Origin of the sequence: Bradyrhizobium prioriisuperbiae (assembly GCF_032397745.1) — a bacterium.
Lineage (GTDB): Bacteria > Pseudomonadota > Alphaproteobacteria > Rhizobiales > Xanthobacteraceae > Bradyrhizobium_A > Bradyrhizobium_A prioriisuperbiae.
The window spans coordinates 1,898,107-1,913,801 of the sequence record NZ_CP135921.1 but is presented as its reverse complement, the minus strand read 5'-3'; the positions used below and the strand labels follow the sequence as shown (position 1 = coordinate 1,913,801).

The window sequence follows — 15,695 nt, the reverse complement described above, 5'->3', positions numbered from 1 at the left end:
CCTTGCTGCGTTGCGTCATGAAACCCGGGCGATGGCCGCCACGGGGCCGCCGCCTGGCGGGCCCTGGTGTTCAGCGCCGCCCGAGACATAGACGGCGCTGGTGCCTGACAGGCCGGCGATCAGCCCGCCGACCGCGGCGCGGGCGTGGCGGGTGGAACTGATGTCGGTGTCTTCCAGCATGGTGTGGCGTTGTCCGCGCACCGTTCCGTCCGGCGCGGCTTCCGCCTTGGCGAAAACATTCACCAGCCGCCGTTGTGCAGCCGGATCGGTGGCCTCCCGGCCGAGGCCGACGCTGTCCAGTGCATCCATCACCGCGGCCGCATCGATGGCGTCGCTCATCACCGCATGGCCGATGACGAAGGGGCTTGCCGCAGCCGTCGAGTTGCCCATCACGATCACCACATTATGCATCAGCTCGATGCCGGAGGAGGTGGAGGCCACCGAGGAGAACAGCTCCCAATCCTTCAAGACCTGGTCGTCGCGCACGGCTTTGTCGATCTCGCCAAGCGCCAGCGCCACGCCAAGCGCGGAGGCGCCGCGCGAATACGCCATCGATGTGTAGGTGCCGATGGTCGCGGTGGTTCGGCCGCGCGTGTAAGCCGCCGCGATCCGCTCCATGGTCAGCAGCGGGCACTTGATCTGCACAAAGTGCACGTCTCGGACATCGTCGATGCCGGCATCCGCCATGGCGCGGCGCACCGCGTCGGCGGTCTCCTCGATCTGCGCCTGGCGTCCGATCTCCTCGGGCAGGAAATCGCGGGTCTGCGCGATGCCGATGCTCAGGCGTTTGCCGGTGATGGCGGTAGCGTGTTCAGCATGTACTGCGCGCGTGAACACGATGAGATGCGGACTGAGCACACCTTCGGTGCCACCCGACATGACGAAGGCAATCCTGGCCTCGACGTCATGCGGCGGCAGCTTGAGATAAGGCGCAAGCGCGCTGCAGAGCGCAGCTGTCGCGTATTCCCGGGTGAAATCATTCACCCCGCCATTGCCCTCGGTCTTGCCGAGGATCGCAAGGATTGCTGATGGTTGAAGCTTTCCGGTTTCGATCAGCTTCACCAGCCCCGAGACATCGCCGGGGCCTTTGGTCGGAATTCGGATGACGTCGATGGAGGTCGTGCGTGTCATCTGAATTTTCTTCCTTAATCGAACATGCGATTGGGTTTTGCGAGCTTATCATCCCCACGTCGTCATTGCCGGGCTTGAACTCAGCGACCTGGCTTGCGCCAAGTCGCTGTCACAATCCAGCTTTCTTCACCAAATCATAGCGAAGGTCTTAAGCTGGATCACCGGGTCAAGCCCGGTGATGACGCAGAATATGCTGATCAGTTTTCCACATCGTGTGCGTCACACCGGCGGCGCCCGTTGATGCCAATCGGTAGCCTGCTGATAGGCGTGACCGATGCGCAGTGCGGTGGCTTCGTCATAACCGCGGCACGTGATCTGCAGCGACAGTGGCAAGCCTGTTGCCGTGGCGCCGTTCGGCAGCGCCAGGGCGCACATCTCCAGTAGATTGCCGAAACGGGTAAAGCGCGATGGCACTTTATCTTCGTCGACCTCGGCAAGCGGGATGGCAGCAGTCTCGGTGGTCGGCGTCAGCAGGGCATCGATGCCGTCAAGCGCATGGTTCATCGCCTGCTTGAAATCCTGCTGCACCCTGCGGTTGGCGAGATAATCCTGCGCGGATACCTTTGCACCGGCCAACACGCGTTTGCGCACGGCGTCACCGAGTTGCAGCGACACGTCCTGCGCCAGATGGCCGGCATTGAAATAAGCCTCCGCCTGCACGATGGCGTAGGCGGCGACGCAATCGACGAACCGGAACGGAAGCACAATGTCGACGATCTCGGCCCCGAGACCTGCGAGCACGTCAAGCGAGCGGTCATACGCTGCCAGCATGTCCGCGGCGACGCCCTCACGCTCGGCCGCCGGCATGCGTCCCAGGCGGAGCCCGCGCACGCCGCGCTTCAGCGTCGGTTGGGGATCGGCCGGCAAAATGCCGCGGGTGTTCGGATCGAGCGGATCGGGCCCTTGCAGCAGATTGTAGAGCAGCGCCGCATCCTCGACCGACCGCGTCATCGGTCCGGGCGTGTCGAATGACGTGCTGAGCGGAAGGATGCCATGGGTACTGATGCGCCCGATCGTCACCTTCAGCCCGGTCAGCCCGCAATAGGCGGCGGGCAGCCGCACCGATCCGCCGGTGTCGGTGCCGATCGCCCATGGCGCCAGGCGCGCCGCGACCGCGACACCAGAGCCGCTGCTCGATCCGCCGGGTGTGCGGGGCGTTGCCATGTCCCACGGATTCCAGGGTGTGCCCATGTGCTGGTTGGTGCCCCAGCCGCCATAGGCAAACTCGACGGTGTGGGTCTTGCCGAGCACGATCATGCCGGCCGATATCATGCGCCGCGCGATGGTCGCCGTCACGGCCGAGCGGCGGGTGCGCCAGTTGGCGGAGCCGCCGGTGGTGATCTGTCCCTCGAGTTCGATCAGATCCTTCAGCGCGATCGGCACGCCATGCAGCGGTCCGACGGCATGGCCGGAGCGGATCGCCTTGTGTGCCGCTTCCGCTGCAAGCCGCGCGCCGGAGCCATAGACGGCGACAAACGCATGCAGCTTGGGTTCGAGCGTCTCGATACGCGCCAGCAGCGCATCGACCACATCGACGGGCGACAGGCGTCTGGCGGCGATCTCTTGCGCGAGGGTGGCGGCCGGAAGCAGGGACGGATCGGTGGCGGCAGGGCTGGCGTCATTCATCGGCTTTGCTCTTTCGTGTTTTTCTTCTTGGTATCGATATCAAACGTATTGCACGCCGATCACTGCATGCTGACAAGGGTCAAATCGACAAACCAGGATTGCGGGGAGACAAAGCCTTTGACCTTCGGGCTCATCGCGCGCGGGTTGAGGTCGTGCAAGATGTAGAGCCAGGGCGGATTGTCGATCAGGCGCTCATGCGCCTTGCGCGTGGCCTGGGCGATCGCAGCGGGGTCGGTGGCTTCGGCCAGCGTCTTCAACGCATCGTCGAACGCGTCATCCTTCCACTGCTCGAAATTGAAGCCCTTGGGCGAAAAATTGGCCGATGAGAAATAGCGCGCCATGACGCCGACGTCGGACGAGGGCGAGCTGACATTGAGCGACATCGCGCCCTGCAGGCTCGGGCTGTCCGGCGTCGCACGGGCGGCCGTCAGCAGCACCTGCCATTCCACCACGTCGATCTGCACATTGACGCCGCAGGCCTCCTTGAGGTTCTGCTGCAGGAATTCGTTCATGGGCATCGGCAGCATCTGCCCCGAGCCGGAACTCGAAATCATGGTCTTGAACGAGAGTGGTTTGGCCGCGGTGTATCCGGCCTCGGCCAGCAGCGCCTTGCCCTTGGCGGGGTCGAACTTATAGCGATTGACCGGCGCGCCGAAATTCGGATCGCTGGTCTTGAGCCAGCCGACCGACGGCTCCGCCGTGCCGTTGAGGAACGCCACCAGGCCGTCGCGATCGATGCAATAGTTCAGGGCCTGGCGCACCCTGACGTCCTTGAACGGGCTGTCGGTCGCGCCGATGTTGTAGAACCACGGCCAGACATGGGGATAGGAGCCGGTGGTGACGGTGAATCCCGCCGACTTCAGCGAGGCGATGCCGTCGGGCGGCGGCACTTCGATCCAGTCGACCTGGCCGGAGCGCAGCGCGGCCAGCCGCGAGTTCACTTCGTGGATCGGCATCAGCACCACGGTATCGACTTTCGCCTTCCTGGCGGTGTCCCAGTAGCCGTCGAAGCGCGCGAGATCGGCCTCCTGCCGCGGCACCAGCTTGGTGATGCGGAACGGGCCGGTGCCCGCGGCCGGCAGGGTGGCGACCTTGCCCCAGTTGCGCTCGGCCTTCTCGAACGACGCCGGCGAGGTGAACAGGATATAGACCGCCATATAGGGGAAATACGATGCCGGCGTCGTGGTGGTGATGGCGACGGTGAAGTCGTCGATCTTCTTGTAGCTGCCCATCAGCGGCACGCGCGACCGCGTGATGCCGGACCCCGGCGGCTCGAATTGCGGGCTCTCGCTGTTGAAATAACGGTCGAGATTCCAGATCACGGCGTCGGCGTTGAAATCGGTGCCGTCATGGAATTTCACGCCATGGCGCAGATGGAAGATCCAGGTCTTGTTGTCTTCCGGGTTCTGTTCCCATGTCTCCGCGAGTCCCGGGCGCAGGGTCGCCAGTCGATCGGTCCGGGTCAGGTCCCACAGCACCAGTCCCTCGAAGATCGGATAACCGAGAAAACGCATGCCCTCGAAGCCGTTATTCGGCATTCCGGTGGTGGTGGGAATGTCGGATGCGGTCATGGCGATGCGCAGGGTCGTCTCGGCCATGGCCGGTTGTTGCGACAGCAGCAGGGCGGTGAGCGCGAAAGCGGCGGACAGGCGAGCAATGAGCATGGGATGATCTCCGACATGCGGCGATCACGTGGATCGCGGCGGGCGTATGACGGAGACAACGAGGCAAGTTTCAGGCCAGCGAGGGTTGGTCTCCGCTCAAATGATCGCAATCGCATGTGCGACGAAGATGATGAAACCGGAGCGTGCGTGTGATCAAATCGGCGCCGGAGTCGGACGATTTATCGCGCAATGTTGCCGGACATCATTCTTGGTGGTCCGGATAACCAGTCGGAAAGGGCCATCATGGGGGCATCAAATCCTGTCGAGACCGTCATAAGCATTCTGTCACTGATCGATGAAGTCCGCGCCAAGATGGAAGGAACAAAACTGGCTGCGTTCCCGTGGCGCCCGTCCTCACCTGACGCAGCCGACGACCTCACCGATTTGGCGCACGAGGCGCTTAAGCGTTGTGATGACCAGATGGATGCGCTGATTGTCGTCACTGTCGCTGCTGTCCTGGTCAGCTCGCGGGACGCCGGGCGGGCTTGATCGAAGGTGAGGAGCGGTATTTTTCACAGGGGAATATCATGACGCCGTTCAAGACCATCCGCGCCCGTGCCGAAAAACGCAAAGGCGGCCCCAAGGCGCTGAGCCTGCTGCTTCCGCCCGCGCCCAATCCGAAGGCACTTGCCAAGCTTGGCGATGATCGCGTTCTCGCCGAGATGACCCGGCGGGTGTTCTCGGCGGGCTTCGCCTGGAGTGTGATCGAGACAAAGTGGCCGGGATTCGAAGAGGCATTTGTTGGTTTCGCACCCGGCCGCCTCTCGCTGCAGCCCGACGAGTTCTGGGATGCCTTGATGAAGGACACCGGCATCGTGCGCAACGGCGCCAAGATCATGTCGGTGCGGGCCAACGCCAGCTTCGTCCGTGATATCGCGAAGGAGCACGGCAGTTTCGGCAAGATGCTGGCCAAGTGGCCGTCCTCTGACCAAATCGGATTGCTTGAACTGCTGGTGAAGCGCGGCAGCAGGCTTGGCGGCAACACCGGTCAGATGCTGCTGCGATTTCTCGGCTGGGATGGATTCGTCACATCAAAGGATGTGGTGATCTGCCTGCGTGATGCCGGGCTCGATATCGCCGAGACCGTGACATCGAAACGCGATCTCGCCAAGGTGCAGGCCCAGTTCAATGCCTGGCACGAGGAGACGGGCTTGCCCTACATACACCTGTCCCGCATTTGCGCCATGTCGATCGGCGAAAACTACGACGCCGAGAAGCTTGCAGGTTTCATGGGGGCCGAGGATTGATGGTCGGATCGCGCGAGTCCCACGGCTGCGACGCCATCCGGGCCGGCGAAAGCCTGCCCTTGTGAAGCACGGATGTTCGTGCCTAGCTGTGGCGCGACGTTTTCGCTTGGTGAGCAGGATTGTCACGACATGACCAGTGATCAGCGGCTGCCCCGTTTTGCCGTTCTCATCGATGCGGACAATACCTCGCCGCGGATTGCGGAAGGTCTGTTCGAGGAGGTCGCCAAGTTCGGCGAGGCCAGCGTTCGCCGCATCTATGGCGACTTTTCCAATCAGCGGCTGAAGTCGTGGGCGGACATCCTGCAGCGGTTTGCGATCGACCCCTATCAGCAGTTCGCCTACACCACGGGCAAGAATGCGTCCGATATCGCGCTGGTGATCGATGCGATGGATCTGCTGCACAGCGGCCGCTTCGATGGCTTCTGCCTGGTGTCGTCGGACAGCGATTTTACCCGCCTGGCCTCTCGCCTGCGTGAGCAGGGCGCCGACGTCTATGGCTTTGGCGCCCAGAAAACCCCGGAGAGTTTCCGGCAGGCCTGCCGCAGGTTCATTTACACCGAAAACCTGCTGCCGGAGCCGCGGGCGTCGGGGCCCGAGCCGGCTTCCAAGTCGACATCACTGGAACCGCCGAACGCGGCCGTCCCGATTCTCAGCAAAGCCGTGGCGCAACTCGAGAGCGAAGACGGCTGGGTTCGCCTGCGCGACGTGGGCAAGCAATTGTCGAACCTGGTGTCGGATTTCGACGTCCGCACCTATGGCTTCGGCAAACTGAGCGACCTTGTCCGAAAGACAAATGCATTCGACATCGAGCAGGTCGAAGGCGGACAGATGCGCATCAGGGCCAAGAGAGAGAACAGGAGTGGGGCCGCGAAAACGAGATCGCGCACCAGAGGCGCCGGTCGCTGAGGCGACGGGTGGCCACCTGAGAGAGCGACACGGGCAGTCATCGTTTCCCTATCGATACCTGTACACTCTCGGATCGTCAGCCCTGATTTCCTCCCCATAGCACCATACCGTGCTTTGCTCCGGGCGAAGCATCGGCCGGGAACGTCGACCGAGCAGCAAGCCTTCGATTGCCTCGCCGAACGACGCCCCTTCAAAATAGAATCCGTCGTCCACAATTGTGTGGCCAAAGCAGCGGCCGGAACTGTCCATGTACAGCCCCGCATAGCCATGACGGGTCTCGGCTACGCCGACCAACTGTGTGGAGAGCAGTTTTTCCCACACGTCGAAAATAAGATCGTCCGGAGGGAGCGGCTGAAATGTGAGGTGGCCTACCAGCAACCCACCGAGTTCGGCCAAGACGGCCGCAGCAGGATGGTCGTGTCTCACGTCGGGGGCCGCAGCAGTCCTCCGGCCCGGACGCCACCCCGCCGCGACAAACAACGGTCGCGCACTTGCAGGCACTTCGATCATCAACTCGCCCCTCAATCCAACGAGCGCTGCCGTGCGCCGGCCATTAAGACGCGTAATCCGGCTCCTGCCGATCCAGGATACGCTTCAAGGCATCGAAGTGCCGCTGCGCCGGCGAGGGGCCGTCATAGCGTCGGTTACCGCCGATCTCCCGCTTGGTCTTTTCGACCACGGCGGCGGGAAGCTGCTTCAGCGGCTGGCCCGTCCACATCGCATAGATCTGCACCTGCGCCGCGCGCTCGATATAATAGAGCCGGTCATAGGCGTCGGCCACGGTCTCGCCCACGGTGCTGATGCCGTGATTGGCCATGAACAGCACGGTCTTGTCGCCGATCACTTTGGCGAGGCGCCGGCCTTCTTCGGGATCGAAGGCGGGGCCGGTGTATTCGTCGTCATAGGCGATCCGGCCCATCATCCCCACTTCGGTCTGGCCGATCTCCTTGATGCGCGGATCTTCCAGCCGCGTCAGCGCGCTGGCATAGGGCATGTGGGTGTGGAATACCGCCTTGGCCTGCGGCAAGGCCTTGTGGATCGGCGCATGGATGCAATAGCAGGAGCGCTCGACATCGCCCGCACCGCGTTTGACCTCGCCGTCGTCGATGCCGACCTCCATGAAGGATGACGCCTTCACCTCGGACCAGTGCATGCCGAACGGGATCTGGTAATAGCGGTCGCTATGTCCGGGAACCACGAAGGTCAGGTGGTTGAAGATGCCCTCGTTGAAGCCGTGCATGACGGCCAGCCGATGCGCGGCCGCGAGATCAACCCGCGCCTCCCACTCCTCGGCACTGCACTCCTTGAGTGACGTCGGCGAAACCCGGAACTGCATAGGTCTTCTCCCTGAGGCTGATGTCCGCGCCGCGGCTCTGCAAAGGACCGCCCGGACGGTTCTTTTATCCCGGCAGTGTAGCGCGGTCCGCGGGCGCCGTGCCTGAAATTATGGCCGGTCTCCCATCTCCGTTTGCGGCTCGAACCTGAACCGCGAGTTACACGTCAGATCAAGCTTTGAGATGCTGCCGGTCGAGAGCAAGGGCAAGAACGCTCCCGACAATGTCGACCAGAACACCGGGTTTAAGCGGCCGTTCGTCGGGATCAAATGCCAGTCCAATGATGGCCTGTTGCCCCATGGAGGTTGCCACAGGCCAGAAATCGAACCGCGAGGTATCGAACGGGTACAGTCCAGCCGGGAAGGCTTTCCCGGTGGTCAGGGTCGATTGCCCCGCCTCGAGTTCTGCCTGGAGCAGCTCAAGATTGCCGCGTCGCTCGACGAGATCCACGGCAGGCCCTGACATTGTGATGACGGCAACGGGGACGTGGAAGAGGGCTTCAAGAGCGTTGGCGGTGTTGACGATGATCGCTTTTGTACCACCGGCCGCCAGGGTATCGCGGCTATAACTCCGGAGCACTGCAGCTTGTTGTCTCAGGCGCGCCGCGTCGTCGGCCCTGCGTCGGGCGATCGAGGCCACGGGACTCGCGATGCATCCGACAACGAACAGCAGCGCAATGGCCCATATGTTGGCCGGGTCGTCGACATTGAGTGTGTAGCGCGGCTCGGTGAGGAAGAAATTGTAGGCGAGAGCGCCGAGGATTGCCGAAAAGAAGGAAGAGCCGAAGCCGAACGTAACAGCGGCAATGATGACGGGAATCACGAACACGAGCGAGAGGTTCGGGATCGTCACATTGCTGTCGACGGCGACCGCCACCACCGTCGCCAGGGCGGTCATCAGGAATGCCGCAAGGTATCGCAGGACCAGCGGCGCCTTGAACAGGTCCAGCGCCGGAATGGGATCAGTGTCGGTGAGCGGCCTGATCTCGCGCTGCGGCGTCACTCTCTGAGTGCTCATAGCAATGTTCTCTTCAGCAAGGCCCATGGCCACCAGACCGTCGCGGCATTGTAGCGCGTTCCGGCGCCGCATGGCCTGAAATTACGGCCGCTCTCGCATCTGTGTTTGCCGGATCGTTTCCAAGACCGCTCGCCGACACCGGGGCTTTTCGAAGGGACCGTCGCTATCTCCGGTGCAGCATTTTGAGGGCGTCGAACAGGATGCGCGGATCGTGCTGGCCCTTATAGAAGGGAGAGACCGGTCTCGCCAGATCGAGAAGGCCGAACACGGCGATCTGGGCGGAGCGCACCGAATATTCGACCGTGAACACGACATCGTCGGGGATTTCGCAATATTGACCGATGAAGGCGAGGTTCTTCGATCCGTCCGGAATGACTTTCGGCCGGTCCTTGCCGGTGCGCGGCATGAATTGGCTGGTAATGTATGGCATCATCGCAGTGATGATCCTGGACGTGCCGATGATATGGGGCGCCTTCTCGGTAAATCTCAGATGGGACAGCAGCTCGGTCAGGAGCTCCTCGCCGGTGCACTCCACCATGGTCTTGTGAACGAAGTTCCCCACGCGGTCGGGAAACAGGCCATAGCCCCACCAGACCCAGACGTCCTTGGGCTGTTCGTAATAATGCGGCTGATGGTTCAGCACCACGGTCAGCAGCCAGTTCGAATCCTTGATGGTAACCAGGCCGCCCTTTCCGGCCTCGCTGCCCGAGAACACCTCCAGCAGACCGAAGAAAGTCGAATCCCGCGCGGTGACCGTGAACGACTCCCATTTCGATTTGGCGATATCCGAGCAGAACGCGGCAGGGTGACCGAACGCGGGAGTCTTGGCGGCCAGCGTCTGCCAGAGTTTCCAGGAGCTACCGGCTTTTTCGGTGCGAAGCACAGGCGCTGCCGTGTTCGAGCCGTAGGAGGTGTCGGCGGTCATGCTGCCGTTGGTGACGAACACCAGGTCGTCCGTCGCCAGTACGACGACATGTCCCCCGCCACCTTGCGCATAGCGCAGGTGCGTCGCGCGCTTCTCGGCTCCATCGATGGCCACATCGATGTCCGTCACCTCCGTGTTCATCGCGAACTTGACGCCGTGTCCGGTCAGCCATGCCACGATCGGCCGGACCATGGCGTCATATTGGTTGAATTGGGTGCGATAGATCCCCGCCATGGTGTCGATGGTCGAGAACAAATGGGTGAACCGCAGGCAATACCGCTTGAACTCCACTGCGCTATGCCAGGGTTCAAAGGCAAAGGTGGTGCACCAGATGAACCAGAAATTGCTCTTGAAGAAATCCGGCTTGAACCACTGCTCGATGGTTTTTGTCCCGAGTAGCGCCTCGGGTGTTGCGCAAAGTTCGACCAGATCCAGGCGATCCCTTTCGCTGAAGCCGAGGTCGGCGACATCGACAATCGCACCATTGGCAACAAGGCGCGCCTTGTCGTTCCAGAAGAACTCCTGATGGAATTCCATCAGTTCGTCCTTGGCCGATTTTTTGGGATTGCTGATGGCGGGAATGAAGGACAGCAGATCGTAGGTGCAGTTGAATTTCTCTTCGAACATGCGGCCGCCGCGCATGGAGTAGCCGTCGCTGGGGTTTCCCTTGGCGTCCAGGCTGCCGCCATATCCCGCGGATTCCTCGAAGATGGTGATGTCAGTGCCGGCAAAACCTCCCTCTTTGATGAGGTAGGCGGCGGCTGCGAGCGAGGCGATGCCGCTGCCGATCAGGTAGGCTTTTCTGCCCACCGAGATGCTGTGGGCGTTGTCGTTTTGGGCCGACGTCGCGTTAAGGGTCATTTTCGTATCCCTTTCTCGTTTGTCGCTGGTGTGCATCTTCGATGTGTGAGCTGACAGCATCCCGTCCGGGAGTGCAATGCGTTTGCGGCCGATCCGGATTTTCACTTAAGAAGGAGTTGTCTGAATGACCAGCGGTTTAGTAATTTGGTGACGCTGTCGAACTTTGTGATGCGAGCCGCAGACAAACGATCGCCTTCGCTCTTCTCTCTGTGCCTGTTCCGACCGTGTATGTGTTCCATTGCTCCGGCTTTGGCCAAGTGTGTAGCGCGGCTCGGTGAGGAAGAAATTGTAGGCGAGAGCGCCGAGGATCGCCGAAAAGAAGGAAGAGCCGAAGCCGAACGTAACAGCGGCAATGATGACGGGAATCACGAACACCAGCGAGAGGTTCGGGATCGTCACATTGCTGTCGACGGCGACAGCCACCACCGTCGCCAGGGCGGTCATCAGGAATGCCGCAAGGTATCGCAAGACCAGCGGCGCCTTGAACAGGTCCAGCGCCGGAATGGGATCAGTGCCGGTGAGTGGCCTGATCTCGCGCTGCGACGTCATTCTCTGATCGCTCATGGCGATGTTCCTTTAGAAAAAGACGCATGCTTGACCACACTGTCCCGGAGGCCGAGTCCCAAAGGCCGAGTCCCAAAGGCCAAGTCCCAGGGTGCTGAGCGATGCCGAGACGTCTCCACCGTGTGGAAACTCCAGATAGGAACTTCAGGTTCCCTACGCATATGCGGTCGATATAATTATACAATTCACGGGTCAGTGAGGAGACGCCAGGGCCGCGCGGGACATCCGGGCCGTGGCCTGTCAACCACGACGTCTGCGTCCCTGCACCTGGACACTGCTGCAGACGCCAAGTGTTGCCGAGCCCCATGTCATGCGCCGAGTCATGCGCCGGCACGCCCACTCTCGCGGCGCCGCTGCCTGAAATCTGGTCTTGCCGCCCCTCGCCGACCAATGTCAGACTTATGACATGAGTACAGCCAAGCGACAGAAGTCCGACCTGCGGGACGAATACGCTGCGCTGACGCGCCAGCGCATCGTGGCCGCCTTTGTCGAAACTCTGGAGGACGAGGCGGCCGACGACGTCTCCATGGCGGCGATCGCCAAGCGGGCCAACGTCGCCGAGCGCACCATCTACCGGCATTTCAAGACCCGTGCGGAGCTGCTCGCGGCGGCCGGCGAGTGGATCGAGCACAATGTCTTCGGCTACGTTCCGTTCACTTCGCCGGAGCAATTGCCCGGCATTTTCCGCAAGCTGTGCAAAAGCTTCGACCGCCATCCGCATCTCGCCCGCGCCATTGCACTGACCCGGGTCGGCCGCACCGTGCGGGCCGGCTTCCGGCAGCGCCTGATCGAGCACCATCACGTGGCGATGGCGCCGCTGACCCGGCACCTGAAACCGAAGGAGGCCCGCCAGGCCGAGGCGCTGGCGGCCTATCTCAACAACGTGCTGGCCTGGAGCGCGTTGCGCGAGGATTTCGGCATGTCGAGCACGGAGATTGCGGACGCGATGGAATGGGCGCTGACGACACTGTTGAAAGATGTGCATCGGCGCGACGCGGCCGCGGCGCGGCTGGCTGGTGGCAGCGGCGGACGATCGCCGAAGGCGAAAACGGCGCGCACGAAAGCGCCGAAATAACAGTGGGGAGAAACACCATGACGTCCGCAACCAAATCATCCCGGAGCGGGATCCCGGACGATCTGCTGATCAGCGCGCCCGACGAGATTCGCATCCGCCAGGATCTGGTGCTCACCGCGCTGGGCCACCGTCCGGCCGACCGGGCCCTGCGGGTCGGGCGCCTGCTCGATGTGCACAGCCGCAGCTGGAGCGAGGACCAGGAGATCGTGTTCAAGGGACGCCGCATCGCCTGGGTCGGGCCGGCGGGCAGCTATCCCGGCGAAGTCCGTGAACGCGTGCACCGGCCGGATCTCGCCGCCGTCCCCGGTTTCGGCGAAGTGCACAAGCACATCGAGAGCTCGCATCTGACACCGGAATGGGAAGCGGCGCTGGTGCTGCCGCGCGGCAACACCTGGACCTGCGAAGCCAGCCACGAGTTCTCCAACGTCAACGGTGCGCGCAATCTCGATTTCTGGTTCGAGGCGCGCAAGCAGGGATCGCCGCTGAAAATCTTTCCGCAGCCGGGATCGGCGGTGCCGCCCACCGCCTATGAGTGGGGCGGCGGCTGGTATGGCGGCGAGGAGCAGGCGCGCTTCATGAGCCAGAGCCTGATGGTCACCGGCCTTGATGAGGTGATGGACTGGCCCGCGGTGTGGAATCCGGACAATCCCTCCTACCAGCGGATTTGGGCCATGATCGAGGCCACGTTCGCGGCGCGCGGCGTGGTCGAAGGCCATGCCTCGGGCCTGCGCGATCTGCCCTCCATCAACGCCTTTGCCGCGGCCGGCCTCGCCTCCGACCATGAAGTGCAGACGCCGGAGGAAACCTGGGACAAGCTGACCCGCGGCCTGTTCGTCGAACTGCGCGTCTACGCCATGGCGGAGATTGTCGCCTGGCTGCTGGCGAAGGGCCTGCAGGACTGGTCGCAGATCGCGTTCACCACCGACGATCGCAGCGCCACTCATACGCTGGAAACCGGCGCCAGCGATCACAATGCGCGTGTGGCGATCGAAGCGGGTCTTTCGCCTGAGATCGCAATCCAATGCCTCACCATCAATCCGGCACGCCACATGCGCCTCACGCCGTATGTCGGCAGTCTGTCGCCGGGACGTTTCGGCGATGTGGTGCTGCTGTCGGATGTCAAAAAGCTCACCATCGCCGAAGTGTGGGCCGACGGCGCACAGGTATCGGAGGGCCCCCGTTACACCGGCCTGGTGCCGGAGATCCGATGGCCGGAATGGGCGACCAGGACGGTCAATATCAATCGCGAAATCAAGCCGCAGGACTTCGTGCTCGCCGCCGAGCCCGGCCGCGCCACCATGAAGGCCGCGGTGATCCGCCCGTTCCACTGGAATCCCGACTTCTACACCCTGGAGCTGCCGGTGCGTGACGGCGCGGTGCAGCGGGACGAGAGCCAGGCCATCACCAAATTCGCCATTGTCGATCGTTTCTCCGGCGAAGGCCGTGTCTCGAAAATGTTCTGGCGTGGCTGCGGCCCGCGCACGCCGGACACCGCGGTCGCCTGTTCGGTGGCGCATGACAAGCACAACATCTGGGTGGTCGGCTCCTCCGACGCGGCGATGGCCAAGGCCGTCAATGCATTGGTCGAACTGCAAGGCGGCTGGGCGCTGGTGCGCGAGGGCGAGCTTGTCTCGACCGTCCGTTTCGAGGTCGGCGGCCTGATGAGCTGCCGCCCGGCGGAAGCGCTCGATGCCGATATGCAGGCGCTCTATGCGGAGGGGCGCAAGGTGGACTGGATGTATGAGCCGACCTATCGGCCGCGCTGGTTCCCGGGATTTCCGGAACGCCTGATGTTCGCGACGCTGACGTGTGCGCCATGGAGCTGGGTGCTGGTTGCGCCCTGCGAGCAGGCGCCGCTCGGCTTCATCAATGTGCAGACCGGCCAGGCGCATCCGGTGGTCTGGTGACGGCACCGATCGGAGGGACAGCATGAACGAGATGACGCCACCACCAGTTCAAAGCAATGGTCTCGCCTCCGATCCGACCGCGCCAAAGACAGGCACGGTCGACAGCTTCTTCCACCTCACCGAGCGCGGCACCAGCATCAGTCGCGAGGTGGTGGCCGGGGCTACCACCTTCGCGGCAATGGCCTATATCATCGCGGTCAACCCGGCGATCATGTCCGGTGCCGGGATGGACCGCGCCGATCTCGTCAGCGCCACGGCGCTTGCGGCGATCTTCGGCTCGGTGATGATGGGGCTCACCGCCAATCTGCCGCTCGCGGTGGCGCCCGCCATGGGCTCCAATGTCATCTTCACCTATGTGCTGGTGAAGCAGATGGGCGTGCCCTGGCAGGGAGCGTTGGCGATGGTCGCGTTCACCGGGGTGCTGTTCCTGATCCTCAGCCTCTCCCGGCTGCGCGAGCGCGTCGCCAACGATGTTCCGGAAACCCTGAAGATCGGCATCCAGGCCGCGGTCGGCACCCTGATCGTGTTCATCGCGCTGCGCGGCGCGGGCTTCATCGTGCAGAACCCTTCCACCTATATCGCCATGGGATCGCTGCGCAGCCCGCCGGTGCTCTTGACGCTGGCCGGCCTGCTGCTGACCCCGGTGCTGATCGCGCGCCGCGTGCCCGGCGCTCTCATCCTGTCGATCGCGCTGCTCACCGTGATCGGCTTCTTTGTACCCGCCGGCAACGGCAAGATGGTGACGTCGATGCCGTCCGCCATCCTGTCGTGGCCACGCTGGCCGACGAGCACCTTCGCCGCCCTCGATGCCGGTTATCTCTTCACCCATTTCGTGACGGGGCTGCCGTTGCTGTTCTATTTCCTGTGCGCCGAATTCTTCTCGACGCTGGGCACCCTGATCGGCGTCACCGGCGCCGCCAATCTGCGCCGCGGCGATGGATCGATCCCGAACGCCACCGCGGCTTTCGCCACCGACGCCACCGCCACCATCGTCGGGCCGGTGCTCGGCACGTCGGTGGTCACCGCCTATATCGAATCCATCACCGGCGTGCAGGCCGGCGGACGCACCGGCCTGACCTCGCTGACGGTGGCCGGCTTCTTTTGTCTGGCGCTGTTTTTTTGGCCGGTCTTCGTCATCATCCCGCCGCAGGCTACCGCGCCGGCGCTGGTGCTGGTCGGCGTGCTGATGATGCAGGGCCTCGCCCGCATCGACATGATGGAGCTCTCCAACGCCGTTCCCATCGTGCTGACGCTGCTGGTGACGGTGCTGACCAACAACCTCATCAACGGCATGGCGCTAGGCACGCTGAGTTATCTGGCGCTCGAGGTTACCCTCGGCCGCCGCGCGCAAATTCCCGCGATGGTCTGGGGCCTCGGCGCGGTGTTCGTGCTCTACGGGGTGGTCACGGCGCAGGTGATGTGAGGTGGGCGCCGCGCC

General features: G+C 63.1%; 14 protein-coding genes. 6 read left to right on the top strand and 8 right to left on the bottom strand.

Annotation, left to right across the window (positions count from 1 at the left end; genetic code table 11):
- Window positions 1–15: 15 nt before the first annotated feature.
- The 3 genes from atzD to RS897_RS08995 all read right to left on the bottom strand — a co-directional run bounded on the left by atzD (window position 16) and on the right by RS897_RS08995 (window position 4,421).
- Window positions 16–1,131 (bottom strand): cyanuric acid amidohydrolase, encoded by a 1,116-nt coding sequence (gene atzD / locus RS897_RS09005; RefSeq protein ID WP_315836220.1) that lies wholly within the window; start codon window positions 1,129–1,131, stop codon window positions 16–18.
- Window positions 1,132–1,350: 219 nt separating this feature from the next.
- Window positions 1,351–2,757: an amidase gene (locus tag RS897_RS09000; protein WP_315836219.1), complete on the bottom strand. Its 1,407-nt coding sequence runs from the start codon at window positions 2,755–2,757 to the stop codon at window positions 1,351–1,353.
- A gap of 59 nt (window positions 2,758–2,816) precedes the next feature.
- Window positions 2,817–4,421: an ABC transporter substrate-binding protein gene (locus RS897_RS08995; RefSeq protein ID WP_315836218.1), complete on the bottom strand. Its 1,605-nt coding sequence runs from the start codon at window positions 4,419–4,421 to the stop codon at window positions 2,817–2,819.
- A gap of 189 nt (window positions 4,422–4,610) precedes the next feature.
- Here RS897_RS08995 and RS897_RS08990 point away from each other — a divergent pair, with 189 nt between their 5' ends.
- The 3 genes from RS897_RS08990 to RS897_RS08980 all read left to right on the top strand — a co-directional run bounded on the left by RS897_RS08990 (window position 4,611) and on the right by RS897_RS08980 (window position 6,574).
- On the top strand, window positions 4,611–4,910 hold the full coding sequence (locus tag RS897_RS08990) for a hypothetical protein (protein ID WP_315836217.1): 300 nt from the start codon (window positions 4,611–4,613) through the stop codon (window positions 4,908–4,910).
- A gap of 38 nt (window positions 4,911–4,948) precedes the next feature.
- Entirely contained in the window at window positions 4,949–5,668 is a 720-nt protein-coding gene (locus RS897_RS08985) for a DNA-3-methyladenine glycosylase I (RefSeq protein WP_315836216.1), read from the top strand.
- Window positions 5,669–5,797: 129 nt separating this feature from the next.
- On the top strand, window positions 5,798–6,574 hold the full coding sequence (locus RS897_RS08980) for an NYN domain-containing protein (protein WP_315836215.1): 777 nt from the start codon (window positions 5,798–5,800) through the stop codon (window positions 6,572–6,574).
- Window positions 6,575–6,622: 48 nt separating this feature from the next.
- On the opposite strand, the gene RS897_RS08975 is transcribed toward RS897_RS08980, so the two are convergent.
- From RS897_RS08975 to RS897_RS08955, 5 genes are all read right to left on the bottom strand, one after another.
- A complete protein-coding gene (locus tag RS897_RS08975; protein ID WP_315836214.1) occupies window positions 6,623–7,084 on the bottom strand; it encodes an SUKH-3 domain-containing protein in 462 nt (153 codons plus the stop codon).
- Between the two features lie 43 nt (window positions 7,085–7,127).
- Window positions 7,128–7,910, bottom strand: coding sequence for a class II aldolase/adducin family protein (locus RS897_RS08970; RefSeq protein WP_315836213.1), 783 nt, complete (start codon window positions 7,908–7,910; stop codon window positions 7,128–7,130).
- 169 nt (window positions 7,911–8,079) lie between these two features.
- The gene (locus RS897_RS08965) at window positions 8,080–8,952 is read right to left on the bottom strand and encodes a DUF4118 domain-containing protein (RefSeq protein WP_315838567.1); all 873 of its coding nucleotides are present in this window, start codon (window positions 8,950–8,952) and stop codon (window positions 8,080–8,082) included.
- Window positions 8,953–9,088: 136 nt separating this feature from the next.
- Window positions 9,089–10,711, bottom strand: a complete 1,623-nt coding sequence (locus RS897_RS08960) for an oleate hydratase (RefSeq protein WP_315836212.1) — start codon at window positions 10,709–10,711, stop codon at window positions 9,089–9,091.
- A gap of 105 nt (window positions 10,712–10,816) precedes the next feature.
- Window positions 10,817–11,260, bottom strand: a complete 444-nt coding sequence (locus RS897_RS08955; RefSeq protein WP_315836211.1) for a DUF4118 domain-containing protein — start codon at window positions 11,258–11,260, stop codon at window positions 10,817–10,819.
- Between the two features lie 421 nt (window positions 11,261–11,681).
- Between RS897_RS08955 and RS897_RS08950 the strand changes: the two genes are divergently transcribed.
- Genes RS897_RS08950 through RS897_RS08940 form a run of 3 tightly spaced genes read left to right on the top strand, consistent with a single transcriptional unit; the run spans window position 11,682 to window position 15,680 of the window.
- The gene (locus tag RS897_RS08950) at window positions 11,682–12,350 is read left to right on the top strand and encodes a TetR/AcrR family transcriptional regulator (RefSeq protein ID WP_315836210.1); all 669 of its coding nucleotides are present in this window, start codon (window positions 11,682–11,684) and stop codon (window positions 12,348–12,350) included.
- A 17-nt stretch (window positions 12,351–12,367) separates the two neighbouring features.
- The gene (locus RS897_RS08945) at window positions 12,368–14,257 is read left to right on the top strand and encodes an adenine deaminase (RefSeq protein ID WP_315836209.1); all 1,890 of its coding nucleotides are present in this window, start codon (window positions 12,368–12,370) and stop codon (window positions 14,255–14,257) included.
- 22 nt (window positions 14,258–14,279) lie between these two features.
- A complete protein-coding gene (locus RS897_RS08940) occupies window positions 14,280–15,680 on the top strand; it encodes an NCS2 family permease (RefSeq protein ID WP_315836208.1) in 1,401 nt (466 codons plus the stop codon).
- Window positions 15,681–15,695 lie beyond the last annotated feature (15 nt).

Bases quoted from the DNA above. Each gene is read 5' to 3' on its own strand.
- RS897_RS08965 (WP_315838567.1), bottom strand. From the start codon at position 8,952: ATGGGCCTTGCTGAAGAGAACATTGCTATGAGCACTCAGAGAGTGACG.
- RS897_RS08960 (WP_315836212.1), bottom strand. From the start codon at position 10,711: ATGACCCTTAACGCGACGTCGGCCCAAAACGACAACGCCCACAGCATC.
- RS897_RS08950 (WP_315836210.1), top strand. From the start codon at position 11,682: ATGAGTACAGCCAAGCGACAGAAGTCCGACCTGCGGGACGAATACGCT.
- atzD (WP_315836220.1), bottom strand. From the start codon at position 1,131: ATGACACGCACGACCTCCATCGACGTCATCCGAATTCCGACCAAAGGC.
- RS897_RS08970 (WP_315836213.1), bottom strand. From the start codon at position 7,910: ATGCAGTTCCGGGTTTCGCCGACGTCACTCAAGGAGTGCAGTGCCGAG.
- RS897_RS09000 (WP_315836219.1), bottom strand. From the start codon at position 2,757: ATGAATGACGCCAGCCCTGCCGCCACCGATCCGTCCCTGCTTCCGGCC.
- RS897_RS08955 (WP_315836211.1), bottom strand. From the start codon at position 11,260: ATGACGTCGCAGCGCGAGATCAGGCCACTCACCGGCACTGATCCCATT.
- RS897_RS08975 (WP_315836214.1), bottom strand. From the start codon at position 7,084: ATGATCGAAGTGCCTGCAAGTGCGCGACCGTTGTTTGTCGCGGCGGGG.
- RS897_RS08985 (WP_315836216.1), top strand. From the start codon at position 4,949: ATGACGCCGTTCAAGACCATCCGCGCCCGTGCCGAAAAACGCAAAGGC.
- RS897_RS08980 (WP_315836215.1), top strand. From the start codon at position 5,798: ATGACCAGTGATCAGCGGCTGCCCCGTTTTGCCGTTCTCATCGATGCG.
- RS897_RS08990 (WP_315836217.1), top strand. From the start codon at position 4,611: ATGTTGCCGGACATCATTCTTGGTGGTCCGGATAACCAGTCGGAAAGG.
- RS897_RS08945 (WP_315836209.1), top strand. From the start codon at position 12,368: ATGACGTCCGCAACCAAATCATCCCGGAGCGGGATCCCGGACGATCTG.
- RS897_RS08995 (WP_315836218.1), bottom strand. From the start codon at position 4,421: ATGCTCATTGCTCGCCTGTCCGCCGCTTTCGCGCTCACCGCCCTGCTG.
- RS897_RS08940 (WP_315836208.1), top strand. From the start codon at position 14,280: ATGAACGAGATGACGCCACCACCAGTTCAAAGCAATGGTCTCGCCTCC.